Annotated in this window: 24 protein-coding genes; 10 read left to right on the forward strand and 14 right to left on the reverse strand. The window is 54.6% G+C overall.

What is annotated here, in order from left to right:
* Positions 1–8: 8 nt before the first annotated feature.
* Positions 9–995, reverse strand: a complete 987-nt coding sequence (locus tag MBOO_RS02295) for a cation diffusion facilitator family transporter (protein WP_011991452.1) — start codon at positions 993–995, stop codon at positions 9–11.
* Positions 996–1221: 226 nt separating this feature from the next.
* Here MBOO_RS02295 and MBOO_RS02300 point away from each other — a divergent pair, with 226 nt between their 5' ends.
* A complete protein-coding gene (locus tag MBOO_RS02300; RefSeq protein ID WP_011991453.1) occupies positions 1222–1476 on the forward strand; it encodes a hypothetical protein in 255 nt (84 codons plus the stop codon).
* A gap of 140 nt (positions 1477–1616) precedes the next feature.
* On the opposite strand, the gene MBOO_RS02305 is transcribed toward MBOO_RS02300, so the two are convergent.
* The 3 genes from MBOO_RS02305 to MBOO_RS02315 form a co-directional block, all read right to left on the reverse strand.
* On the reverse strand, positions 1617–1823 hold the full coding sequence (locus tag MBOO_RS02305; protein ID WP_157677569.1) for a hypothetical protein: 207 nt from the start codon (positions 1821–1823) through the stop codon (positions 1617–1619).
* A gap of 83 nt (positions 1824–1906) precedes the next feature.
* Complete coding sequence (locus MBOO_RS02310; RefSeq protein WP_157677570.1) at positions 1907–3373, reverse strand: glycosyltransferase family 39 protein; 1467 nt, start codon at positions 3371–3373, stop codon at positions 1907–1909.
* A gap of 282 nt (positions 3374–3655) precedes the next feature.
* Positions 3656–3976: a hypothetical protein gene (locus MBOO_RS02315; protein WP_011991456.1), complete on the reverse strand. Its 321-nt coding sequence runs from the start codon at positions 3974–3976 to the stop codon at positions 3656–3658.
* 423 nt (positions 3977–4399) lie between these two features.
* On the opposite strand from MBOO_RS02315, the gene MBOO_RS02320 reads away from it, so the two are divergent.
* The 4 genes from MBOO_RS02320 to MBOO_RS02335 all read left to right on the forward strand — a co-directional run bounded on the left by MBOO_RS02320 (position 4400) and on the right by MBOO_RS02335 (position 6941).
* Positions 4400–5302: a DUF4349 domain-containing protein gene (locus MBOO_RS02320; protein WP_011991457.1), complete on the forward strand. Its 903-nt coding sequence runs from the start codon at positions 4400–4402 to the stop codon at positions 5300–5302.
* Between the two features lie 165 nt (positions 5303–5467).
* On the forward strand, positions 5468–5710 hold the full coding sequence (locus tag MBOO_RS13755) for a 4Fe-4S ferredoxin (protein WP_011991458.1): 243 nt from the start codon (positions 5468–5470) through the stop codon (positions 5708–5710).
* A gap of 189 nt (positions 5711–5899) precedes the next feature.
* Positions 5900–6577, forward strand: coding sequence for a hypothetical protein (locus MBOO_RS02330; RefSeq protein WP_011991459.1), 678 nt, complete (start codon positions 5900–5902; stop codon positions 6575–6577).
* A 22-nt stretch (positions 6578–6599) separates the two neighbouring features.
* Positions 6600–6941 carry a hypothetical protein gene (locus tag MBOO_RS02335; protein ID WP_048068228.1) on the forward strand — a complete coding sequence of 114 codons (342 nt, stop codon included), beginning with the start codon at positions 6600–6602 and terminating at the stop codon, positions 6939–6941.
* A 152-nt stretch (positions 6942–7093) separates the two neighbouring features.
* Here the strand turns inward: MBOO_RS02335 and MBOO_RS02340 are convergent, their stop codons facing one another.
* A complete protein-coding gene (locus MBOO_RS02340) occupies positions 7094–7501 on the reverse strand; it encodes a bacteriohemerythrin (protein WP_011991460.1) in 408 nt (135 codons plus the stop codon).
* Between the two features lie 98 nt (positions 7502–7599).
* On the opposite strand from MBOO_RS02340, the gene MBOO_RS02345 reads away from it, so the two are divergent.
* Positions 7600–8457, forward strand: a complete 858-nt coding sequence (locus MBOO_RS02345; RefSeq protein WP_048068553.1) for a pirin family protein — start codon at positions 7600–7602, stop codon at positions 8455–8457.
* Between the two features lie 17 nt (positions 8458–8474).
* Here the strand turns inward: MBOO_RS02345 and MBOO_RS12950 are convergent, their stop codons facing one another.
* Entirely contained in the window at positions 8475–9263 is a 789-nt protein-coding gene (locus tag MBOO_RS12950; RefSeq protein ID WP_011991462.1) for a zinc ribbon domain-containing protein, read from the reverse strand.
* A 118-nt stretch (positions 9264–9381) separates the two neighbouring features.
* On the opposite strand from MBOO_RS12950, the gene MBOO_RS02355 reads away from it, so the two are divergent.
* A complete protein-coding gene (locus MBOO_RS02355) occupies positions 9382–9888 on the forward strand; it encodes a GTP-binding protein (protein ID WP_011991463.1) in 507 nt (168 codons plus the stop codon).
* Positions 9889–9904: 16 nt separating this feature from the next.
* On the opposite strand, the gene MBOO_RS02360 is transcribed toward MBOO_RS02355, so the two are convergent.
* A complete protein-coding gene (locus MBOO_RS02360) occupies positions 9905–10804 on the reverse strand; it encodes an HD domain-containing protein (RefSeq protein ID WP_011991464.1) in 900 nt (299 codons plus the stop codon).
* A 131-nt stretch (positions 10805–10935) separates the two neighbouring features.
* Here MBOO_RS02360 and MBOO_RS12955 point away from each other — a divergent pair, with 131 nt between their 5' ends.
* Positions 10936–14841 carry a hybrid sensor histidine kinase/response regulator gene (locus MBOO_RS12955; RefSeq protein WP_012105996.1) on the forward strand — a complete coding sequence of 1302 codons (3906 nt, stop codon included), beginning with the start codon at positions 10936–10938 and terminating at the stop codon, positions 14839–14841.
* A 49-nt stretch (positions 14842–14890) separates the two neighbouring features.
* On the opposite strand, the gene MBOO_RS02370 is transcribed toward MBOO_RS12955, so the two are convergent.
* From MBOO_RS02370 to MBOO_RS02390, 5 genes are all read right to left on the reverse strand, one after another.
* A complete protein-coding gene (locus MBOO_RS02370; RefSeq protein ID WP_012105997.1) occupies positions 14891–15364 on the reverse strand; it encodes a peptidylprolyl isomerase in 474 nt (157 codons plus the stop codon).
* Between the two features lie 56 nt (positions 15365–15420).
* On the reverse strand, positions 15421–16026 hold the full coding sequence (locus MBOO_RS02375) for a peptidylprolyl isomerase (RefSeq protein ID WP_012105998.1): 606 nt from the start codon (positions 16024–16026) through the stop codon (positions 15421–15423).
* 56 nt (positions 16027–16082) lie between these two features.
* On the reverse strand, positions 16083–16760 hold the full coding sequence (locus tag MBOO_RS02380; RefSeq protein WP_012105999.1) for a hypothetical protein: 678 nt from the start codon (positions 16758–16760) through the stop codon (positions 16083–16085).
* A 1-nt stretch (position 16761) separates the two neighbouring features.
* The gene (locus tag MBOO_RS02385) at positions 16762–18255 is read right to left on the reverse strand and encodes a PEGA domain-containing protein (protein WP_012106000.1); all 1494 of its coding nucleotides are present in this window, start codon (positions 18253–18255) and stop codon (positions 16762–16764) included.
* A gap of 151 nt (positions 18256–18406) precedes the next feature.
* Positions 18407–19582 carry an aminotransferase-like domain-containing protein gene (locus MBOO_RS02390; RefSeq protein WP_012106001.1) on the reverse strand — a complete coding sequence of 392 codons (1176 nt, stop codon included), beginning with the start codon at positions 19580–19582 and terminating at the stop codon, positions 18407–18409.
* 130 nt (positions 19583–19712) lie between these two features.
* Between MBOO_RS02390 and MBOO_RS02395 the strand changes: the two genes are divergently transcribed.
* Positions 19713–20153, forward strand: coding sequence for a C-GCAxxG-C-C family protein (locus tag MBOO_RS02395; protein ID WP_012106002.1), 441 nt, complete (start codon positions 19713–19715; stop codon positions 20151–20153).
* A 38-nt stretch (positions 20154–20191) separates the two neighbouring features.
* Here MBOO_RS02395 and MBOO_RS02400 read toward each other — a convergent pair whose 3' ends face one another.
* Positions 20192–20416 carry a type II toxin-antitoxin system HicB family antitoxin gene (locus MBOO_RS02400; protein WP_048068229.1) on the reverse strand — a complete coding sequence of 75 codons (225 nt, stop codon included), beginning with the start codon at positions 20414–20416 and terminating at the stop codon, positions 20192–20194.
* Positions 20417–20681: 265 nt separating this feature from the next.
* On the opposite strand from MBOO_RS02400, the gene MBOO_RS02405 reads away from it, so the two are divergent.
* Complete coding sequence (locus tag MBOO_RS02405) at positions 20682–21473, forward strand: hypothetical protein (RefSeq protein ID WP_012106003.1); 792 nt, start codon at positions 20682–20684, stop codon at positions 21471–21473.
* Between the two features lie 49 nt (positions 21474–21522).
* Here MBOO_RS02405 and MBOO_RS12960 read toward each other — a convergent pair whose 3' ends face one another.
* On the reverse strand, positions 21523–22818 hold the full coding sequence (locus MBOO_RS12960) for a PAS domain S-box protein (RefSeq protein WP_012106004.1): 1296 nt from the start codon (positions 22816–22818) through the stop codon (positions 21523–21525).
* Positions 22819–22941: the final 123 nt, after the last annotated feature.

Raw genomic sequence — 22941 nt, forward strand, 5'->3', positions numbered from 1 at the left:
CCGGAGCATCACTCCTGCACCTGTTCTCCCGTTTTCTCCTTACCGGTTTTCCCGGGGTACGTGCAGAACGACCCGCAGCGGTCGCACTTCCCTTCGCTGCAGGGTTCGACGTGGATGGTGATGGTCGAGCGGGGATATTCGAGTTTGAGGTCGGACTCCAGGTGATCGGTGAAATCGTGCGACACGGTCACCGTTTCGTTCCCGGGCATGACCAGGTGGAATTCGATAAATACTTCCGGGCCCGATCTTCGTGTCTTGAGATCGTGGAACCCGGCATAGGTGCTGGCATGTCCGCAGATAATCTCCCGGATCCGCTTTTCATCGCTCTCGGGCATGCTCTGGTCCATGAGATCCCCAAGGGATCGTTTCGCAAGATCGCAGGCGGCTTTCAGGATGATGACCGCAACGCCGAGGGCAAAGAGGGGATCGAATATCGCAATGCCGGTCAGCCGGATCAGGATGAGCCCCAAAAAGACCCCAAGCGAAGTGTACACATCGGTCCGGAGGTGCCAGGCATCGCTTTCAAGTGCAATGGATTCCGATTCCTTTGCCACAATAAAGAGGCGGTGGGAGACGTACCAGTTGGCAAGGGCCGAGATCCCAATGACTGCAATACCCCAGATAAGAAAGTCCGGGGTAAAGGATTCTCCCTGATTCCAGAGGAGTTTGTTCAGGGCCTCCCAGATGATCAGGATTGCGGCAATAAAAATGAGCAGGGCTTCGATAAGGCCGGAGGCATCCTCGAATTTCCCGTGCCCGAACTCATGGACATGGTCCGGGGGCTCGGCTGATTTTTTTACCGAAAAAAACGCGATCACCGCCGCGATCAGGTCCATTGACGAATGGATCGCCTCGGAGATTATACTGACCGAGCCGATACCAAAGCCCACCGCAAACTTCAGGATCACAAGAATGGTATTGGACGCAACTGAGAGTTGTGCCGTCTTCTCCTTGGTGCGGTTAACCGATGACTGGTCCCGGGGAGGCGTGTTCATGGCGTCCTCAACGTTATACTTAAGTGGGACATTCCCGCTAATAGAGTGTGCGTATCCATTTGTTATTCAGGTAAAATCCCGGGCCGGGAAGGAACGAACCCGCCGTTCCCAGAACAGAACCGGTGCCATCCTCCCAATTTATACCCGTATTACAGGAAACGATCTCATAATCCATGAGGTTTTTTGTCATACGCTGCCGGTATAATAAAAGAAAAAAGCGGGCAGTATGGAGGGGAGAGCCATAATCCCCATCACACCCGCTTCTCTCCTCGAGTACTCGGGCGCCGGCCTGGGAATGCTGGGCTGGCTTGGCGTCCGACAGGTCGGGTCGATCGGGGCCCAGGAAATCGGTTTTATTATCTGGATTGCAAGCGGCCTTATCCTGATCGCTTGGGGATACCACACGAAAGCCCGGGCGATCATGGCCATCAATGCGGTCAACGTGATCATGGCAGCATCTGCACTTGCGGCCCTGAGTTAACATCCTCTAAAGATACCCGTGATCCCCGGTAACCAATAATAAAGAACGGGATGTCCGGTGAGAGAGTGAGCTTTGTTATCCGCGTGGCTCCCGGGACGAGAGAGGGGGAATGGAATCGTGACGGGGACCCGGCTGCCCGGTCAGGTAAAGAGGATCAGGCCCATGCACATAATGGCGAGAACAATGAGTCCGATCATGAAGATCTCGCGGTACCGGATGAGCTTCTTGTTTTGCGCTGCTTCCGGTTCGGTCCGTTCGAGCAGTTCTGCCATGATCGCATAGCCCATACCGGCCCCAAGAAGGAATACAAAAAATGTGCGGCCGAAGAGATTGAAGATGTCTGCCATAAAGAACATTGGTGGTGAATGTATTTTTCTTGTATGGTATTGGGGGCAACAATCAGAATGGCTGGAAAAATAGTAACGGGATTTCATCCGCCCGTTATTGGGAAATACACCAGCGGAGGAACCGGGGGAAGGGTGAACCAAAATATTCCCGCAATTCTGGGAGATCCCTCGGTGTAACTCCTGATAATGACAGAGTCTGTTGCGTTCCATGCACGCTCATCGGTCATGCTCTTGTTTGACGTCGAACTCCAGCCGTAAAAGAATGTTCCCACAAACTGGATGCCCACGGACACGATCACCAGGGCAGCGACGAGGGCAATAACGGCCGGTTTTTTTTGGCTCTGGTGCCTGGCCTTTCCATGGCCAAACCATTCATCAAGGAAAAATCCTGTAAATAGGCAGAGGACCGGAACCAGGCCGGTCAGGAACCGGAGTCCGTAGCAGAATTCGGCTGATGAAGACCATGGGCCAAAGAAACTGTACAGGAGAATATCAAGCAGAATCGCCGGCACGGCTGCAAGAACCAGAGTCCTTATCGGGGATACCCTGCCTTTCCAGACAAAATACATCCCGGCAATTGACAACAGGAGAACCGGGCAGTAGACAAAGAGCCCGACGTTGGGCGAGAAAAGCAGCCCCAGGTAATGCCCAATAAAACCGGTGTTTACTGTAAAGAGGGCAAGGTTTTCTGCATATCCTCCAAAGGCGTTTCCGAAAATGGAGTAGTTGTAATACAGAAACGGCAGTCCCGCGAGAACTCCTCCGGCCAGGTACCAGGGAATTTTTTCCCGCTGGTACCATACGATATAGACAAGTACCGGAATAAGGAGGATCGATTCGGGGGGGCGGTTAAAGACAAAGAGTGCCGATAGTATCCCCATAAGGAAAATATACGCCGCAGAAGACTGCCTTTCGTTTTTTACGGCAAGGTATATCAGCGCAATCAGGAGAAGTTCGACCGTTCCCTGCTGCCAGAGTGCCTGGCTGCTGATCGACCAGGTGCTGGTGGCAAAGGCGAAGATGAAGGTAGTCAGGAGTGCAATTCTCCGGGTAAAAATCTCTTTCCCGGTGAGATAGATCAGTACTCCTGCGAGAGCGGCCAAAAAGGAGGCTGCACATTTTGCAATGATATACATATTATTTGGGGAAGTAACGCCGGCGAGGGCAGACAGGATATAGGATGCAGCATAGACGGGTGTGACAAGGACCGGGGTGACAATCGGGAAAAAGGAGACGTAATGCCCGTTAACGAACGGGAATGCATAGGAGATATCCGGATTGGAAATGGATGATGCGACAAAATCAAAGTAGACATTGTGGTTTTTCAGCAGTGCTATTGGCAGGATGGATGCAGGGAATACATCGCCGCTAATCCAGCCAAACCCGGTACAGAAATTGTATGCCAGGTAGAGGATGATACCAAGGAGAAGAAAATCATACCGGCAGGCGTAACTGATCAGTTTTTCCTTGAGCGCCGTGAGGGAAAAATCCGCCCCGCCCCCGGAAGAGCGCTCTGTTTTCTCGCTTTTTTTATTTTTTTGTTTTGCCATCCTGATCGCCGTAAAAAAGAGGTGCACTTTTTCAGATGATAAGACTTGCCGGTCTGAATCCACTGGGTTATGATCCCCGTGATTAAAAAACGACAGGAACTCGCAGGTGTGCATAAGGAAAAAGTGGCCGGGGCCCGGGGATTGGGCCCGGCCTGAAATAAGGCATACGATCCTGGAGGAGGTTTGTAATGGTAGCCGGTACTTTACCGGACCCGGTAGCCGGGACGCTTTCCGGCTCGCCGGGTACCTGCGGTTACGAGAATCCAGTTTATACTGTCGGGCTCATCCCTTTTGCGGGTCCGGTGGCGCTGCCGGTGTCGGGGTCGGTGTGACGCTCACCTGGGGTGTGGCGGCTGTCTGCTGGTGCTGCCAGATAGTGTTCCACCATGTCTTGAGCTGCTCTGCTCCCTGCTGCGGCAGGGTCTGCCACCAGGGTGCCGGTGTTGATATCGTTGCGGCTTCCTGCTGGGTCACCTGCGGGACCTCAGTGATATGGGTGTTTACGATGACATGGGGATTATCTGCTGCTGCTACGGCCGGGATACCGGCGCATACCACGCAGGCCAGAAAAATCCCTGCGATGAGTATTCCCGTGTTTCTCATGGAATTCACCTTTTTGTTCCTTTTCCTGCAGGGAACTCCCGCAGGCTTGATCCATGAATAAGTCCGGGCCTGCGTAAATATTGCCGCCATGGATGGCCGGCAACATAACCCGCGAACGGAGAAAAAGATAACCGCACGGTTAGCTCTAAAAAAAAAGAATGCAGGGATAAACCACATCACATACAGGCTCAAGGTACCCTGATGGGACATGAAATACCTGTTTAGGTCTCCCTCGCGGTACCGCTTCTTTGCGGGGACCCGGCCGGTACTTTACGATTCCCTCCGTAGCGGCATCGCGATCCGGATCCCGCCGTGTGGGAATTTCTCTCTAAAATAGGGCCGGATTGTTCCTAATCCTGTGATAACTTCAGAAATTTTCGCAGTTATCGCCGTATATTTAATCCGGCACAGCAACAGGATGGTATGCAGAAAAAGATCCTCGTCATCATTGCCGTATGCATCGCGGCCATAGCTGCGATTGCAGGTGCTGCCCTTCTTCTGGGCGGCAGTTCTTCCCAACCTGCGAATCCCGTAGGCGGCCCGGCCGTCGCAGGGTACGGGGACGCACCGGCATGGTCGTCATCCCGGGCTGATACGTCACTTGTTGCATACGCCCCGGTGCCGACAGCTGTTCCTACTTCCGTTGGGGCAGATGAACAAAGCTTTGACACCAAGATCATCCGGACTGCGGATGTCACGCTTGAGGTCCAGAATGTCACGAGCGCTGCGGCAACCGTAGCAGCGATTGGCACCGGGGCGGGAGGCTATGTCTCGACCACAAATATCGGGACAGACTATTCCGGCCAGCCATACGGGAGCGTGGTCATACGGATCCCGGCAGCAAACTTCGACAGCACGCTTTCCGGGGTGCAGGCACTGGGGACGGTCAAATCCATATCCACGCAGGGCCAGGACGTGACCGAAGAGTACGTGGATGTACAGGCTCAGATCACCGCGTACCAAAACCAGATCGCCCAGTACAATCTCATCATGAAGAATGCCACCAAAGTTGAGGACGTTTTGGCAGTCCAGCAACAGATTGACCAGGTGCAGACCAGCCTGGACCGGGTGAATGGCCGCATGAAGTACCTCAACAGCCAGGTGGACTACTCAACTATTTCCGTCTCCCTGCAGGAACCGGCACCGGTCGGAGGCACGCAGGGCCATGACTTTGTTGCTGCAATAAACGAGGGCATTGCCGGGTTCTTTGCAGTGATCGACGCGATCATTGTCTTTGTCATCGCTGTTTTGCCGCTCGCGATTGTCGGTTGTGTGGCGTATGCCGGCTACCGGTTCTGGAAAGGCCGGCGGCCTGCGCAACCGTAATGCGGTGTCGCAGACCCGCACCCCTTCTTTTGGCTCTGTACAATTCCTGCGGATATTCATTCAAGAGTAAGATGATATAATAATTCATAATAAATATATTAATAATTAAAAAAAGAAGGCCGGGCACATATCACCGAAGAGCCCGGGCAGGCCAGGAGATTTTTCGTGGAGATCAGACCCTCAATCACGGTAGGAAATGAAGTGTGCATTGACCAGTACCTGTGTCACCGGTCCAGTCACTGTCATACAAAACACCAGTGCATGGATCTCTGCTTGATGGGCGTTTTTGTATTGGTCAAAGGGGATGGCGTGTACCCGGAGAGGAGCCAGCTCTGCTGCATGTGTTTTTTGTGCCATGAGTTCTGCCCGGTTCAAGCGATTACCGTCCGGTGGACGCTGCGGGCGTGAGGAACGGGCGACCGTCAACTCCTTTCTTGGGACCTTCCCGCTCCTGAAGATCCCCGGCCATATACCCTCTAACCTGCAGGTTGGAGCGGACTACTCCGGCTATTTGTCAAATATATATTACATCCTGCCTCATGGTTGATTGCAAGCCCGAAGAAGGGCATATGTACAAAAAAAAGTGAGGGAAACAAAATGAAAACCCGCATGTTTGTCATATCCATCATCTGCGCCGTGCTCCTGATTGCACTGGTGCTTCCTGCGAGTGCCGATGACGCCTCGCAGGTGACTGTAACGCCCGCCGCAACCATCACAAGTGCCCCGGTCCCGGGCTTTGACCCGCTGGGCTCCTTTGAGAGTATACTTGGCCTGCGCCACCAGGACCAGAACCTCACACAGGACATCCACGCTAACGACCAGCAGATCCAGTCGAACTGGTGGGACAACCTAAACATCTTCCAGGATATCCTGGGTAACCGTGCCACTGTCCGTTCCGATCAGCAGGCAGATCTTGAGAACCGCTCGGATAATATCGGGTACCGGGAGGACATCCACGCTGACCGCGAGGATATAAGGAATGATTCGGGCAACCAGACTTCCGAGGAAGAGCAGATCGCAGATTATCGCTCCGATATCCATCAGGACTGGCAGGGTAATGCCGCAACCCACGAGGAGATCCACGATGAGAGGAACGCAAGCCGCGAAGACTGGTCGCAGATCAATTCCACCCGCCAGCAGGATATCTCGCTGCGGCAGACAAACGCGGCTGACCGCGAACAGATTCAGGACAACCGCCAGCAGATCCGCGATGACCGCGACAACGGTGGATCATCAGGCGGGTCAACCGGGACCGCATCCAGCGGATCCTCATAATTTTTTTCGCAGGAAAAAGAGCATGAAACTGATAAAAATCGGCACCGGCATCTGCGCCTTGTGCATTATCGCATTCATCCTGATCGCCGGTTGTACATCTCAGTCGGGGGGATCGGACCAGGGACAAACAACCACTGCGAGCGCGGCAAACCCGCAGGTGACCACAACCCCCACGGCGGCTTCAACACCAGGGTCGGCTGGTTCAGATAACAGTGCATTCATCTATGATTCCGGAAGTGCACCCGGTTCCGGGGACCAGAGTCAGGTAACGCTTGCATCTGATACCCCGATTGATACAAGCACCGGGGCGGCGGCACAGAACCTGTCAAGCGACAGCACTGACCTGGGGGATATTACCCCATAAGATGCACTTTCTTGTAAAGGGAAAGGAAATGTTCCTTTTTTTGCGAACCGGTTTGCCCGATCCGATCAAGGAAATGTGAGCGTATTTTCAGGGGATTTTACAAAAAAAGACACGCGGTCCTGTCACACGTGAGGACAGGATTTCAGTTCGATTCACTTGAGTCCGTTTTCGACAAAGGTTGCGGAATATTGCTTGTCGGTAGACTTGATGTGGTTGGAGACCCAGTCCCTCAGGAAATTCATCAGTTCGATGGAAAGCCCCAGCCGGTTGGCCTCGAACTCCTTCTGGAAGTCCGAGACTTTCTTGACAAAGGCATCGTGCTGCGCTTTGTGTGTAGCAAACTGCGGGTAATGGAATTTCTGCATGTATTTTTCTTCTGTCTGGAAATGGTACACGGTGTATGCTGCAAGCTCCTGGAGGGTGGCTTCAAGAGCCTGCTTTCCCTGCTTTGCCCGCATAGCGTCGTGCAGGTTGTTCATGAGGCTGATGAGTTTCTTGTGCTGATCGTCAATCTCGTTTACCCTGACGCTCAGTTCATCTGACCATGAGATTAAGGCCATACTTCCCTGTTGCCCTATCATATCATTAAAGGTATCCTGTCAGCAGGTCCCCTGGCATCTCCGCCATGTTTATCCTTACGGTCTGCAAAGGCTGGATCATGCCACAGGTGCGAAAAATTTCCCGGGTATTTGTCTCCCGGGAGACCTTTGAAGGGGCCGGGGTCAGGCTCCACCGTGCGTTTGGCTACTCCCAGATCCCGCTATTTGACCCGTTTCTCATGCTCGATGATTTTCGGGCCGACCGGCCGGAAGATTACCTCGCGGGTTTTCCCTGGCACCCGCACCGGGGGATCGAGACGGTCACTTATATGCTTGAAGGAAAGGTCGAGCATGGCGACAGCATGGGGCATGCGGGCAGCGTGGAGGCCGGGGGAGTCCAGTGGATGACCGCGGGCTCCGGGATCGTCCACCAGGAGATGCCAAAGCCGGTCCATGGCCGGATGGGCGGGTTCCAGCTCTGGGTAAATCTCCCCCGCAGCCACAAGATGACGGATCCGCGTTACCAGGAGATCGGGCCCATCGATATACCCCGGGCCACGCTGGACAACGGGGCTGAGTTCCGGGTCATCTGCGGGACTATCGGCGGCGTTACCGGCCCTGTGCGCGATATTATCGCCGAACCGGAATATCTTGACATCACGCTCCCTCCCGGCGTGTTGTTCTCCCACGCGGTGAACCCCGGTTTTGCGGCTGCAGCATATATCACCGGGGGATCGGGAAAGTTTGATCCGCAGCAAAACAAGGCAATGGGCAATAGAGCCATGGTCCTGTACGACGATATCGGGACATCGGTAGAGGTACGTGCCGGAAAAGAGGGTGTCCGGTTTTTGTTCGTCTCGGGAAAGCCTCTCCGCGAACCCATTGCATGGGGCGGCCCCATTGTCATGAACACCGAGGAGGAACTCCAGCGGGCGTTTGCCGAGTACCAGAACGGGACGTTTATTAAAAAAAGGTAAAAACGTACCCGTCCCGGTTATAATGTAATATCGAGGATCACCTGGCTTGTTCCGTCGGAGAAGAGGCCGGTGACCACGATATGGTTGGACGCTTGCGTGGATGCGGGAACCGTGGTATTCATCCCCACGGGGAGCGAGGTAAGGCCCCTGCCTGCCGGGATAGTTATCCCGCCAGCCACTGCCCCGTTATCGGTAACGGAGATCGATTGCAGGGAGGCAGCATCCTGTCCACCTTGGTACGTAATAACAATATGGCCTGCATCCGGCCGGTAGGCAGTCACGGCCACAACCTTGGTATGCTGCACTGAACCGGCCGTGGCAAAGACCATCGTTGCAACAAAAGCTGATACAAAAAGGAGTACCGGGACAAGGATAATCAGGATTACCGGCAGCCAGAACATACCGCTCTTGCCGGTAAATCCGGTTTCACCCCGGTTAATTTTTTCTGCCATAGTCCAGGAATCGTACATCCCGTATATCCAGACCCCGAGGAGGACAAGGACCGCGATGAATGCAAGGCCCATTATGCCGGACACCGGGGAGCTTACTATGCTGGTAAAGGTCAGGGCGAGGGCAAGGATCCCAAGGCCCAGCGAGGCGAGGAAAAATTTCAGTCCCCCTAACGTGCTCCCGTTATACCACTGGCCCCATCCGGCACAGAAAAAACTCAGGATGACCGCCACCCAGGGATCGCGGATCTCTGTTTTTTCAGGTACCGGAGGCCGGACAACCGCCCCGCACTCAAGGCAGTTCTGTGCGTTCTCATCTGGCAGGGGCATCCCGCAGGAAGGACAGAATTTCGGCATAAGTCCAATTTATTATAATTATAGTTAATATAATCTGTTTCTTTTCCGCGGGTTTTCTTTCCACAAGGGTAGTTCCTCCTGACCGAAACGATAAACACACCCAATACCCTCCACTTACATGATGGCAGAGGAAAAGTACAAGATTGTCGTTTTCGGTGCATTTGGGGCGGGTAAGTCCACGCTAATCCAGACACTTGATCCGCAGGCAAAGCACATCGAGGCTGAGGGCGCCGGTGGCACAACCACGATTGCGCTCGATTACGGCCGGGTCCAGCTCGGGGAAAAAAGGATCTACCTGTATGGGACACCGGGCCAGGAACGATTTGAGTTTGCCCGGGAGATTATCGGTGCAGGAATGGACGGCGCCATCCTGCTCGTAGATGCAACGTCCCCGGTTGATGAGTTCGTGGAGCACCTGCACACATCGCTCAAAGAAGAAAAGATCCCCTTTGTCGTTTTCCTCAACAAATGTAACCAGGTTGGCGCACGACCCGATGCAGCACAGGAGCATTTCGCCGGAGCAGAGACAAAGACCGTTTCAGCAAAAGATCGGCGCGGGGCACGGGAAGGACTCGAAAAGTTCGTGGGCCGGCTCCGTCCGCACACTGCAGAGAAAAAGGCCTGAAAAAATGGGGCGGGCCTCAGCGGTTGTGTGCCGCACTCTTCCGGGACCGGCCGGCTCCGTCCTTCAGGGGCACGAACTTTCCTCCCTGCATACGGATACCGGAAACGATCGCATTGCCCGCCGCATGTGCTTCATCGGTTGTCACAGCCACCACTTCCACGGCGTCCCCAAGCGGCCCGGCCCGTACTTTGGGTGCGAGGATTTCCTGAACCTGGAAGATCCCTGCCGGGCTTGACATGTGGATAACGAGCGCGATGGGCTTTTCCTCCCCTTTTTTGATCTCCACCTTCTCGATCGACAGGGCCGAAACCGAGTGAATCGTGATGCTGCCCGATTCGAACGCTACCCGGCCCCTGCCCTTGGTCATATCGGTGGAATCTGCAATGCAGACAAGAGCGGCCTCGATGGTAAGCGGCTTTGGGATCCCATGGTGCGAGTATATCGCCGAGAGGACAAACGAGCGGATTGCGATGCGCTGATCGGGGTCGCCGTAGATCTCCGGAAGGATCCGATCGAGGATCGGCAGTACGATCACGACGCTCATGTCGGCATGATCTTCGCGGTGGACGGTGTTACCCAGGTCGTGGCAGAGCATGGCGGTCATTACCACGAGCGCCGCATCATCCCCGGTGCCAAACCCGCCGGTGATGATATCCGGAGTAAAAGAGGATCCTTCCAGCAAATCGAGCATAGTAAGTGCTGACGCAGTGGCGACCGTGGCATGGATCCGGCCATGGTCGTTCATCCCCAGTTTTGTAGCGGCAACATAGTTTGCCATCCGCCAGAGCGTCTGCACTTCCGGGTCTTTTGAAAGAAGGGCCCACATCTTTTTTGCTTTGGGCCTGTGGGCAAGATGCCGGGTGATGATCCCGGTTGCATGTGCTTCAAGATCCGGGTCGGATGCATGTTTTTTCATGATGGCTCCTGTACTCGTACAGTCTCACGCGCCCGGGAGATAGGTGTTCCTTTGGGTAAAAGGCGCGTGCAGACACCGACCGTTTTATATTTTCCGTCGATTAATACCCTCAACAGGGATACAGAGTTGCCATGATCCGCGTCCTTTACGTTGACGACGAGCCAAATCTCCTCGACATAGGCCGGCTTTTCCTCGAGGCGACCGGTGAATTTTCCCTTGACACTGCGGTCTCGGCACAGGAAGGACTTGCTGCCCTGGAAAAAAAACCGTACGATGCCGTGGTCTCGGACTTCCAGATGCCAGGGATGGACGGGATTGAGTTCCTTAAGATGATCCGATCGGGATATGGCCATCTCCCGTTCATCCTTTTTACCGGCCGTGGCCGCGAGGAAGTGGTCATCAAAGCCATAGACAGCGGCACGGATTTTTATGTCCAGAAAGGGGGTGACCCCCGGGCCCAGTTTGCTGAGCTCGCCCACAAGATCCGGCAGGCAGTAGGCCGGCGCTCAGCAGAGATCCTGCGGATCGCCTCCGAGAAGAGGCTTGCCGATATCATCAATTTTCTGCCCGATGCCACATTTGCTATCGATCCGACCGGGACCGTGATTGCATGGAACCGCGCCATCGAGGAACTGACCGGCATTCCCTCATCAGATATGGTGGGAAAAGGGAACTATGAGTACTCCCTGCCCCTGTATGGGGAACGCAGACCGATCCTCATCGACCTGATCTTCTCTCCTCCCGATGAGATCGGGAAAAAGTATGCCCATATCGTGCGGGACGGGACCATGCTTGCCGCTGAGACCGAACTTCCTCGTGTGCGGGGGAAACCGCGGATTCTCTGGGGCAAGGCCGGACCACTCTATGATCAGAACGGGCAGGTTACCGGGGCAATCGAATCCATCCGGGACATCACCGATAGAAAAAAGGCCGAGCAGAGGCTTGCGGAGCAGTACCGCATGCTCACTGAAAGCACGTCCCGGCTCCGGCGGGCTGAAGAGGTGGCACGGATCGGTCACTGGGAGCTCCACCTCGGGACCGGAACAATGTCGGCCTCAGAAAACGCTGCAGCGATCTATGGTGTGGATACCACCGAGCTGCCGATTGCTTATGTCCTGGAAATCCCCCTCCCGGAATACCGGCAGGCACTGAACCAGGCGCTCGATGGACTGGTCAAACGCGGCGAACCTTACAGAATCGATTTTCGGATCCGGCGCCCGCTTGACGGGACGTTCCGGGATATCCACTCTGTTGCCACATACGACCCCGAAAAGCAGGTAGTCTTTGGCATCATCCAGGACATCACCGAGCGCAAGAAGATCGAGACCGATCTTGCGGCAACAAATGAACAGCTGGCAGCTGCCGAGGAGGAACTGCGGGGGCAGTACGATACCCTGGTAGAGAACCAGAAAGCACTTGCAGCCTCAGAAGAGCAGTACCGTGCGATCCTCGATAATATTCAGGATATCTATTACCGCACGGATAAAGATGGCACCCTCATTATGCTCAGCCCTTCGGGAGCCCTGCTTCTCGGGTACGCAAATACCGGTGAGATGATAGGGAGACCAGCCACGGATTACTATGCAGATCCGGCCCAGCGGGATCTCTTTCTTACTGCGATAAAAAAAGAGGGAGTGGTCACCAACCAGGAAATTACGCTGAAACGAAAGGACAAAACACCCGTCACCGTCTCCACCAGTTCCCATGCCTATCTCGATGCTGCGGGGAGATATGCGGGGGTTGAGGGAATTTTCCGGGATATCTCGGATATCAGGAAAGCCCAGCGGGAGCGTGAGACAGCCTATGAGCAGCTTGCGGCAGCGGAGGAAGAGTTGCGGGGGCAGTATGAGGAGCTGGCGCGGAGCGAACAGCAGCTTCGCGACGATGCAGAGAACTTCCAGAACCTGGTAACTTCTGCTCCCGATGCCATCTACATCTCCATTGGCGAGCGCTTTGTTTACGTTAACCCTGCCATGGTTCGGTTGCTCGGTGCGGTGTCCGCTGACCAGCTTATCGGCATGTCGCTGTATGACCGCATCGCTCCGCAGTACCGCGCCGGTATCCATGAACGGGCCCGGATCGTGACCGGTGAGCACAAGCCGGTTGGGCTCAAAGAAACAGTATACCTGAAGATGGACGGAACACCGGTGCCGGTGGAATCGTCCGTTGCACTCTTCCGCTACCGGAACCAGCCTGCAGGACTGGTCATTCTCCGGGATATCACTGAGTATAAAAAAGCTGAGCGGGCCCGGAGGGAACAGGAGAAGAAGTACCGTGTGGCGCTTGAAACCACCGGGACAGGATTTGTGATCCTCGATAGTGCAGGAAAGGTACTCGATGCAAACCAGGAGTATATTCGCCTCACCGGCCACCAGGAACTCGGTGAAATTGCCGGGAGAACGGTGACAGACTGGACTGCCGGGTACCATAAAGAGAGAAATGCGGAGGCGGTCCGGCAATGCCTGAAAGATGGTTTTGTCCGCAATATCGAGATCGATTACACCGGTTCATCGGGCATAATAATACCGGTTGAGATCAACGCGTCGGTGATCCCTTCCGTTGATGGCATTCAGATACTTGCGCTCTGCCGGGATATCACCGAACGCAGGAAGGCAGAATCCGCCATCAGGGAAAGTGAGAAAAAGTACCGAGATATGTTTGAGATAAACAACGCCGTGATGTTCATAGTTGATCCGGTGGCCGGCAGGATCGTGGATGCAAATGCCGCTGCCTGCCGGTACTACGGATATAGCCGGCAGGAATTTGCAGGGCTGGAAATCACAAAGATCAATGTTCAGGATACGGCCAAAACAAAAAAAGATATGGCACATGCTCAGGTAGAGCAGGGGGCGGTCTTCCGCTTCAGGCACCTGAAAAAAAGCGGGGAGATCCGGGATGTCGAGGTATACAGTGCTCCTGTCACGCAGGAAGGCCACCAGTACCTCCATTCCATCATCCAGGATGTGACCAGCCAGCGGCAGGCTGAAGAGGCACTCCGGGAGAGCGAGGAGAAGTTCCGTGATATCTTCAATAACACTACCGATGCCATCCAGCTCCATGAGATTTTGCCAGACGGTACTCCCGGCAGGTTCACTGACGTTAACGATATTGCCTGCCGGATGCTCGGGTATACCCGGGATGAGATACTTGCACGGTCCCCGCAGGATATCACAACGGCAGAGCACAATCCCCCTCGGGAAAAGATCTATGAGGAGCAGCGTACGCGGGGACAGGCACGATTTGAAACTGAATTCGTGGCAAAGGACGGTACGGTAATCCCTGTCGAGATCAATACCCGTGTGGTTACCCTCCAGAAAAAAAAGGTAATCCTTGCCATTGCCCGGGATATCACTGAGCGCAAACGGGCAGAAATGGCGATCCGGCAGGCAAACCGGATGCTCAACCTCCTTACGGGAATTACCCGCCATGACATAGGAAACCAGCTCACGGCCCTCTTCCAGTACATCGACCTCTCAAAGATGATGGAGCAGAACCCGGAAATAAAATCGATGATAGAAAAAGAGGAATTTATTGCCAGAAACATCCGGCGCCAGATTGATTTTACCCGGGAGTATGGCGAGCTCGGAGCCGGCAATCCGGTATGGCAGGAGGTTTGCGGCTGCGTGGAAAAAGGAATCCAAGGCTTGGATCTGACCGGAAAAGAGATCGAGACCACGGGACTGGTGTCCTTTGAGATCCTTGCCGATCCCCTTCTCCAGAAAGTGTTCTTCAACCTCGTGGACAATGCGCTGAGGCATGGTGGGCCTGGGCTTGGGCAGATCCGGTTTTCCTCCTACGAAACCGGATCCGGGCTCATGGTTGTCTGCGAGGATGACGGTACAGGCATCCCACATAACCAGAAGGAACTCATATTCGAGCGCGGGTACGGGAAAAACACCGGCTTTGGCCTGTTTTTCATCCGCGAGATCCTTGCGATCACGGGCATTACGATCCGGGAGACCGGGGAACCGGGTCGGGGGGCACGTTTTGAGATGCTCGTGCCCCCGGGAGAGTACCGTAGAGCCGGGCCCTTGTAAAACCATATGAAAAAAAAAAGAGGAATGCCAAAAAAAAGAGTGGGATCTGTCACTCTACAACGGCGTGGAGGATTTTTACCGGACTGATGGGCCGGTCACCGGCGTCGGTCTTTGTGGACCCGATTTTGTCTACGATGTCCATGCCCTCTACGACTTTCCCGAAGACCGGGTGTTTTCCGTCAAGGAAATTGTTGCCGACCAGGTTGATGAAGAACTGTGAGCCGCCGGTGTTGGGGCCGGCGTTTGCCATCGAGAGGGTGCCCCGGTCATTCCGGTTCTTTGCGGTAAACTCGTCATTGATCACGTAGCCGGGTCCTCCTCTCCCGGTGCCGGTGGGGTCACCACCCTGGATCATGAAGCCGGCAATCACACGGTGGAAGATGACGCCATCATAGTATCCTTTCTTTGCAAGCGTTTCGAAATTGCCTGCGGTGATCGGCATATCCGGGTCGAGCGCAATGATGATTGTGCCCATGTTCGTTTCGAGCCGTACCCTTTTTTCGGGTGCCTGTACGGATGTCATGGTTACTCTAAGAATTATTGTTTCTCTGAGGTATTCTTTCCTGTGTGATTGTCCTTTCAAACCATCTCTGCATGGAGGATCGTTACGTTCGTGATCGGCCGGTTCTTTTCCCCGGTGGGAACCTGCGCGATAGCATCCACCACGTCCATTCCCGAGGTTACGGTCCCAAAGACCGGGTAGTTGGGATCAAGGTACGTATTGTTGACGAGGTTGATGAAGAATTGTGAGCCTCCCGAATTGGGCTCTCCTGTGTTAGCCATCGCAACCGTGCCCCGGAGATTATGGTTGTGGCTGGTAAACTCGTCAGGGATGGTGTAGCCGGGTCCTCCTTCACCAGTGCCGGTGGGGTCGCCACCCTGGATCATGAAGCCGGGGATGACGCGATGGAAAATGACACCATCATAGAACCCGCTTTTTGCCAGTCTTTCGAAATTACCAGCGGTTATCGGCATTTCGGGATCAAGTGCGATTGTGATATTTCCCATGCTCGTTTCAAGAAGGACATGATCCCATGCATCTGGGGCAGATATTGAGACGGTACTTTCCGGTGCTGCAGTGGTTGCGGTCTGTACCGGGGTTGTAGCAGGCTGAGTGCACCCGCAGGAAAAAAGCAGGGCACAGGTAAGAATGCCAAGGACAATAAACAGGTATTGCGCCGTCATGAGGTACCCGTTCTTTTCCGGGCGTAAAAAGAGTTTGGAAAAAGGGGCGTTCCGGTCTAAGTCTCATCTGCGGCTGCTTTGCGGCCAAGAATGAAGATTAACCCAAGAACAACGATAATGGAGATTACACCGGACAGAATAATCCAGGTGTCCTGGTCTGTTACCGAGGTGTACTCATCTGCCGATACATCGAGGCCGAGGACCGCATACGTGTTGCCGTTGGAATTCAGGGCAGAGTCATCGATGGGGGCATACGCCGACACAAACGAACCCCACTGATCGGTATACGGGGCCGGAGACGCGGTCGGGCCCGAGAGTGCCTCAAGGATCTCCCGCTTATCCGGCGGATTGTAGACCTCGCCGATCTTTGCGGATCCTGACGGGTCCAGCGGGTAGAGATCGTCTACCAGGAACGAGGTTGACATATCCGTTGTGTTCACCTTGAGGATATATGCATTGAGGAGGTGGTCGTCCATACTTCGCATATTCCTCAGTTTTGCAGCAACAGCCTGGTATTGGGGCGTGTTCTCGTCTCCCGGTTTGAGATCCTGGATCTCGCTTGCGTTGATCTGCGTAGCCATGACGCCGGCAGTGGATTCAAGGCCCCACTGTGCGGTATTTTTGAGCGTTTCATTTGATTTGTAGTAGGCAAACGCCGTAAGCGCCGAGATTATCACCACCGCAACAATGGCAGCAGCGATACATTTTGTTGTTCGTGAGCAGTTTTGTGCCATATCAGCATCTCCTCCTCATGTACCCGCAGATTCCTGCCAGGGTAGCGAGAATGCAGAGTACCTGTGCGCTCCCGGGTGCCGGGACTGGAGTCGGAGTTGGGGTGGGGGCAGCGGTCAGCGTGAGCGCAAGCGGCATGAGTTGACCTGCTGTTACTGTAGTTGTAGTGGTATAATCAACGTAGCCTGATTCCGAGAGCCGGACCAGGTGATCACCCGATGCGAGATCGGTTACGGTGAGCGGGGTGGTACCCCGGTAGAGATTATCCACGTAGGTTTCCGCACCTGACGGGGACGATGAGATTGCCAGACTCCCTGTTGGCTGGACCGGCGTCGGGGAGACTCCCTGTGGAGTCAGGGGTGCGGAGATCGTGTTGACCGTGTTTGCCTGGATATAGACGGTATTGAGCCACGTATTGTATCCCGTTGCGGTCACCTTGAAGATGTGGTTGCCCATGTTGATACCGGCAAGCGTGAGACTCCCGGAGGAACTAATTGTGCCCACTGCGTTGCTGTCAATGTATACCGTCGCACCCGGGATCGACGTGATCACAACGGTTCCCTGGGTGGCCGTTGACATCGAGACCGGAAGGGCCTGGGTTTGGCCGGCGTAGACAACAACATTTGTAGTATAGTCGTTATATCCTGAATACTTGAGCACGAATTGGTGGGTACCTGGATAGAGGGTGACCGTAAGCGGAGTCACCCCGTAATACGACCCATCGATGTAGACCGCTGCATGATTAGGTGTTGAGGTCACACTAACCGAACCGGTCGGACGGGGCTGGGGCGACTGCTGGAGTGTCGGGTAATAGGGAGCGGTCTGCCCGGCATACACGTTGACCAGCGTTGTATCCGGGGTATAACCGGATAACGTGGCCTTCATCGAATACGTGCCCGGTCCGAGGTTGGGGATGGTTAGGGGGGAGTACCCATAGAAGTTCCCGTTCATGTAGATTGCTGCACCTGCGGGATTTGACTGGGCATAGATCGCGCCGGTCGAAACCGGGGGAACAGTAGTGGGAATTGTAGTGGGGATGGTGGTGAGGGGGTTTATGGTTGCATAGACCGTGACGTGCCCGCCCGGTGACGGCATGGAGGATGGCCGGCCGGTCCAGGTGGTATACCCGGACTGGGTAACAGTGATCGTTTGGACCGGGGTTCCCGATACAGACACTTGTACAGACAGGATGCCCCCGGCCGTTGTTCCCTCTAGAATATTGTTAAAATAGACTTGGGACCCGTCGACATTACAGTATACATCAATCCAGCCCTGGTCTTGTCCCGGCATACTGGTCGTTTCAACGGTGGTCGGTATGGTTGTTGGTTCCGTGACCGGTGAGGTTACCGTGGGCATAAACGTGGGTTCTGTGGTAACATCCGTGATCACCGGTGTCAGCGGATAGGTCACGGAAGTGTTGTCCCCGAAAGTAACAGGGACAACAGCAACCAGGCAGAGCGTGAGCACCAGTATAAGGATAATCTCTTTTGTTTTCACCAGTTTCCCTTCCTGTAGTATTACATCTGGCAAATCATGCTATAAATAAAAATAGGATTTTATGTAGACCGGATACATTCGTTCCGGTCTCACTAGGGCAGGTCAGGGGTCCCTGCCTGATCGAATGGAACTGCCGGGAACCCGGCTGGTGTCAGGACAGCTCACGGATCACCGCGACGAGCCGGTGCATTCCTTCCGCGATCTTTTCCTCGTCAGCGTTTGAGAAGTTGAGCCGGATAGTGTCGGTACCTCCCCCGTCTACAAAGAACGGCATCCCGGGCAGCACCGCGACCTTGTGTCGGATTCCCTCATAGAAGACGTCCATCGCGTCCAGATCGTGTGGCAGCGTGGCAGTCAGGAACATTCCCCCTTCCGGGGTCGTGTGGGCAAGGGCCGGCATCAGGTCATCGAAGAGCTCGCACATCAACCGGCACTGTCGGCAATAGACTTCAACGATCCTGTGGATATGGGAGTCAAGATCGTTTGTGGAGAGGTAGCGGTACAGGATCTGCTGGCAGAGGAAATTCGAATGCAGGTCGGCAGCCTGCTTGGCGGTGTTGAAGGCTGACAGGATCTCCTGCGGGGCGTACAGCCATCCGATCCGCATCCCCGGAGCGATGATCTTGGAAAACGATCCGGCAATAACGGTATTTTCCGGGATAAATTTTTTGACCGGGATCCGAGATTTTTTGTCAAAAAAGAGCTCGCCAAACGCGTCATCCTCGTAAAAAACGGTACTGGTTCCTGCGATCATCTCCGCGATTTCCTTGCGCCGCTCCGGTGAGTACGTGCAGCCGGAGGGGTTCTGGGAGTTAGGGATGCCGTAGAAGAATTTGACCGGTGTATCGTGCATCATCTTTGCAAATGCTTCCGGTTTCGGACCCTCGCGATCCAGTGGAACTGCAGTAAAGGCCGGTTCATAGAGCGAGAACGCCTCGATAGCCCCGAGATACCCCGGCCGCTCCATGCCCACGTAGTCCCCCGGATCAAGGAAGATCTTTGCAAAAAGATCGAGGCACTGCTGGGAGCCGTTGGTTATCTGGATCTCATCAGCGGTGGCCGGGACGCCCAGCCGTGACCCGTACCGTGCTGCGATATACTCCCGCAACGGACGGTAACCGTCCGTGGTCGAGTACTGGAGGGCGGCGCGCGGGTCGGTGGTAAGCACATCCTGTGCAGCGGTGCGAAGCCCGTCTGTATCTATCAGCGCCGATGAGGGCAGCCCCCCGGCAAACGAGATAATGGACGGATCTGAAGAGACCCGGAACAGCTCCCCCAAAAACGATGACGGGGCATGCTGAATGCGTCGGGCAAAGGCAAATGTCATAGTCTCACCGGGCCGGATCATCGGGCGGCATTTTGTACATGTTTTGGCCGCTTCCCGTACAAATAACGTGTCCCTCCCCAAATATCCCCTCCTCACACGCCTTATTTCCTTTCGGAGACAATTCCTACCCATGACCCTGACACGGGCGGACGATGCGGCTGCCCTTTTTACAGCAGGTTACTCCTGTTCACAATCGGTCTCTGCTGCATTTGCGGAGGACTTTGGCATTGATCGCACAACAGCGCTACGGCTCTCTGGCAGTTTTGGCGGAGGTATGGCGCATACGGACAATTCCTGCGGCGCGGTCACCGGTGCCCTCATGGTGATCGGCATGAAGTACGGGATGACGGACGCGGGCAACCCTGCAGGAAAAGAAAAAACCTACGCGGTCGCCCAGGAGTTCATCGCCGAATTCATGCGGCGGGATCACGCTATCCGGTGCACGGATCTTCTCGGGTTCAATCTCTCTGATCCAAAGCAGCTTGCCATTGCGCGGAAGAACCACATTTTCCGCACAAAGTGTACACAGTACGTTCGAGACGCTGCAGAAATACTTGAAAAAGTGCTGTAAATTTTTGCCGGGAAACATCCCGGTACCTGCGCGCCCGTTCAGGCAGTCTCAGTGACTTCGATCCGTATAATCTCGGAAGAAAGCGACCGGATTGCGTGGTGCAGATCTGTCTTCCAGGTCTGCTGCACCTTCCTGATCGCCTTTTTGAGCCGGGCGAGCGCTTCTTTTTTGTCTGCACCGTGGCAGACGGTCCCCGGGAGCTCAACGCAACGTGCAGCAATGCCGCCGCTGTCGCCGGGTTCGAGGACGATTGTGTATTGCATGATCCTTTATGTTTCCTTTGGGGGTATACAGTCTTTCCTGTCGGCAAAAGATGCCCCCAATGAACCCGGAACGGTAAAATGCACGTTGTACCCTGCCTCAACGGTGGCATATCCCGGATCGTATCTTCTCTAACCTGCCGGTTCAATGCCACTACCCGGGCAATCGTGGAAATATATACCCGCCACCCGGCAACATCAGGGGCAGATGCGTCCCTGCGGAAAAATTGCCGGGGGCATCACCAGACAATACCAAGGTGAGAAAGAGATGAACCACACACGAATTTTCCTGATCGGCAGCCTCTGCATGATCTGCCTTGTTGCGGCAATCATGCCGGTAGCTGCAGACCCCACTACCGGGGAAAACGCTTGGAACACCAATACTGAACACGTTGCAGCAATGCAGGCCTTTGTCGCGTACGCCGGCGCAAAGGGCCAGGCCCAGATGGATGGGGCGATCAGCTACATCGGTACCATCAGTAACGGTGCCGGCACCACCCCGCTCACTTCCATCGAATCGCAGTTTGAAGGTACGGTGACTTCGGTCCAGTCGATGACCTCCGGCACCCAGATCCAGCAGGCGGAGTCACAGCTCAAGACTGACCGCACGGACTTTATGTCAACGGCAAAATCCGATCTTAAGGAGTACAATGGAACGGGAAAGGCCTTTGAGCAGAGCATCAATGCATCGGTAATGGCGCAGGCAACTACCCTCCAGGGACTGGAAAATACCTGGTGGACGGACCGGCAAACCGCCCGCATGGACGAGTTTTCCACAAACGACCAGAAACGAAACGGGGTCCTTGCGAACCTGACCGCAAAGGGGATCGATGTTTCTGGTGCCCAGGCCGTAGAAAACCAGATTCAGCAGGAAGGAACCGCATTAAATGCCGCACTGACTGACCGCGATGAAAGCGCGATCAAGGCTGCAAACCAGGATCTTGCAACCCTCAACAAGCAGTTCGAAAGTATCATCAAGAGTTACCGGTCCGGGCACCGGGCCAAAGCAACTGCCACCGCTTCACCCACAACCACGATAACCCCGGCCGCTACCCTGTAAGGGTGCACCGGTTCATTTTTATTTTCCTGCCGGATTCTGCCGCAGGATATTACTTCGGGGATAACCGGTATTCCCCCCGGGGGACAAGAATCTCGAATTGTGCACCCTTCCCGGTCATGCCTGTCTCGGCAATGCTTATTCCGGTAGTTGCGAGGATCTCGCGGATCAGAAAAAGGCCAAGGCCGGTGTTTTTCCCATATCCCTTGAGGAAAATCTTTTCTTTCTCCGCGTCCGGGATCCCGATGCCATCATCAGTGTACCGGATCACAAGGCCGTTATTTGTCTCATGTGCATCAAAGATGATCGTTTTCACATTCACGCCATGCCTGATGGAGTTCTCGATGAGGTTGTAATAGACCTTGCCTATCAGCGGGTCGGTGAAAATATAGATACCTTTTTTCCCCGGGTCAAGCATGACTCCCTCGAGGGGGAGCTGGATAGCCTGGTCAAGTATCCCCTGGTATACATCGAACCATCCTGCATTTGCTGTCCCCAGTTCCTCGTAATAGCGCGTGAACTCGATCTGGCGGTCGATGGCTTCACTGCAGGCCACCAGTTTGCTGATGTATCCCTGCAGGATGGGGTTGTCCGGGACCTCGTTTCTTACCATTTGCAGATAAACGCCAAGGCCGGTAAGCTGGTTTTTTATGTCATGGCGGGTGACGGAGGAGAGTATCGAGAGTTTCCTGTTGGTCTTCTGGAGAGCGTCCTCCGCAAGTTTGCGGTCATGAATGTCCACAAACATCGGGATGAAATAGAGTGGAGCACCTTCCACATCCCGGACAAGACTGACCGAAAGACGCACCCATATCCTGTCGCCATTCTTTTTTACCAGATGCAGGTCGCGCTCATCGAGATCAGCCCTGCCACACATAAGGGCCTCAGCGCAACCGGCAAGATCTGCACTTTCTTTTTGAACCGTTATGGCAGGGATCGACAGGGTAAGGAGCTCTTCCGGGGTATATCCCGAAATTGTGCAGAGGGCATTATTTACCCGTATGAACCGGAGATCGGGAGAACAGAGTGCGGCTCCTACTGGTGACTGGTCAAAAGTCCGTCGGAGGCGCTCCTCACGCTCCCGCAGGTCCCGTTCCACCCTGTGCCGGTTCTTTATTTCTTCTGCAAGGATACTGACATTCTCATAGTACGGGCTGAGGAGGAAGTATGCAAGCATCACCGCAAGTCCACTTGCAAAGAGGCTGATAATCAGGTTCGAGCGCCAGTCCGGCTCGTACGGATAGAGGTACTGGCCGATAAACTCGAATGCCGTCATCGAGGCAAACGTGACAATGAAGATAAGAAAGAGCCTCTGATCGAATGGAGTTGGATCGGCTTTGGTCCCCATCAATGTTTATTATATATTCCGGTCATTAAATCCTTCGATTCTATGGGAAGATATACGAAGGCTTCCTTGCTTACCTCAATAGTATACAGGAAATTATAGTTTCGGCGCACCTTTTCCTCTCTT

Source organism: Methanoregula boonei 6A8 (assembly GCF_000017625.1).
Lineage (GTDB): Archaea > Halobacteriota > Methanomicrobia > Methanomicrobiales > Methanospirillaceae > Methanoregula > Methanoregula boonei.

What these genes read in the sequence shown, in the direction of transcription:
- MBOO_RS02375 (WP_012105998.1), bottom strand. Translation starts at nt 16,026, where the DNA reads ATGACGGCGCAATACCTGTTTATTGTCCTTGGCATTCTTACCTGTGCC.
- MBOO_RS02345 (WP_048068553.1), top strand. Translation starts at nt 7,600, where the DNA reads ATGCCACAGGTGCGAAAAATTTCCCGGGTATTTGTCTCCCGGGAGACC.
- MBOO_RS02400 (WP_048068229.1), bottom strand. Translation starts at nt 20,416, where the DNA reads ATGCAATACACAATCGTCCTCGAACCCGGCGACAGCGGCGGCATTGCT.
- MBOO_RS02320 (WP_011991457.1), top strand. Translation starts at nt 4,400, where the DNA reads ATGCAGAAAAAGATCCTCGTCATCATTGCCGTATGCATCGCGGCCATA.
- MBOO_RS02300 (WP_011991453.1), top strand. Translation starts at nt 1,222, where the DNA reads ATGGAGGGGAGAGCCATAATCCCCATCACACCCGCTTCTCTCCTCGAG.
- MBOO_RS12960 (WP_012106004.1), bottom strand. Translation starts at nt 22,818, where the DNA reads ATGGGGACCAAAGCCGATCCAACTCCATTCGATCAGAGGCTCTTTCTT.
- MBOO_RS12950 (WP_011991462.1), bottom strand. Translation starts at nt 9,263, where the DNA reads ATGCCGAAATTCTGTCCTTCCTGCGGGATGCCCCTGCCAGATGAGAAC.
- MBOO_RS02340 (WP_011991460.1), bottom strand. Translation starts at nt 7,501, where the DNA reads ATGGCCTTAATCTCATGGTCAGATGAACTGAGCGTCAGGGTAAACGAG.
- MBOO_RS02370 (WP_012105997.1), bottom strand. Translation starts at nt 15,364, where the DNA reads ATGACATCCGTACAGGCACCCGAAAAAAGGGTACGGCTCGAAACGAAC.
- MBOO_RS02380 (WP_012105999.1), bottom strand. Translation starts at nt 16,760, where the DNA reads ATGGCACAAAACTGCTCACGAACAACAAAATGTATCGCTGCTGCCATT.
- MBOO_RS02395 (WP_012106002.1), top strand. Translation starts at nt 19,713, where the DNA reads ATGACCCTGACACGGGCGGACGATGCGGCTGCCCTTTTTACAGCAGGT.
- MBOO_RS02390 (WP_012106001.1), bottom strand. Translation starts at nt 19,582, where the DNA reads ATGACATTTGCCTTTGCCCGACGCATTCAGCATGCCCCGTCATCGTTT.
- MBOO_RS02335 (WP_048068228.1), top strand. Translation starts at nt 6,600, where the DNA reads ATGAAACTGATAAAAATCGGCACCGGCATCTGCGCCTTGTGCATTATC.
- MBOO_RS02405 (WP_012106003.1), top strand. Translation starts at nt 20,682, where the DNA reads ATGAACCACACACGAATTTTCCTGATCGGCAGCCTCTGCATGATCTGC.
- MBOO_RS02310 (WP_157677570.1), bottom strand. Translation starts at nt 3,373, where the DNA reads ATGGCAAAACAAAAAAATAAAAAAAGCGAGAAAACAGAGCGCTCTTCC.
- MBOO_RS02295 (WP_011991452.1), bottom strand. Translation starts at nt 995, where the DNA reads ATGAACACGCCTCCCCGGGACCAGTCATCGGTTAACCGCACCAAGGAG.
- MBOO_RS12955 (WP_012105996.1), top strand. Translation starts at nt 10,936, where the DNA reads ATGATCCGCGTCCTTTACGTTGACGACGAGCCAAATCTCCTCGACATA.
- MBOO_RS02305 (WP_157677569.1), bottom strand. Translation starts at nt 1,823, where the DNA reads ATGGCAGACATCTTCAATCTCTTCGGCCGCACATTTTTTGTATTCCTT.
- MBOO_RS02355 (WP_011991463.1), top strand. Translation starts at nt 9,382, where the DNA reads ATGATGGCAGAGGAAAAGTACAAGATTGTCGTTTTCGGTGCATTTGGG.
- MBOO_RS02315 (WP_011991456.1), bottom strand. Translation starts at nt 3,976, where the DNA reads ATGAGAAACACGGGAATACTCATCGCAGGGATTTTTCTGGCCTGCGTG.
- MBOO_RS02360 (WP_011991464.1), bottom strand. Translation starts at nt 10,804, where the DNA reads ATGAAAAAACATGCATCCGACCCGGATCTTGAAGCACATGCAACCGGG.
- MBOO_RS02330 (WP_011991459.1), top strand. Translation starts at nt 5,900, where the DNA reads ATGAAAACCCGCATGTTTGTCATATCCATCATCTGCGCCGTGCTCCTG.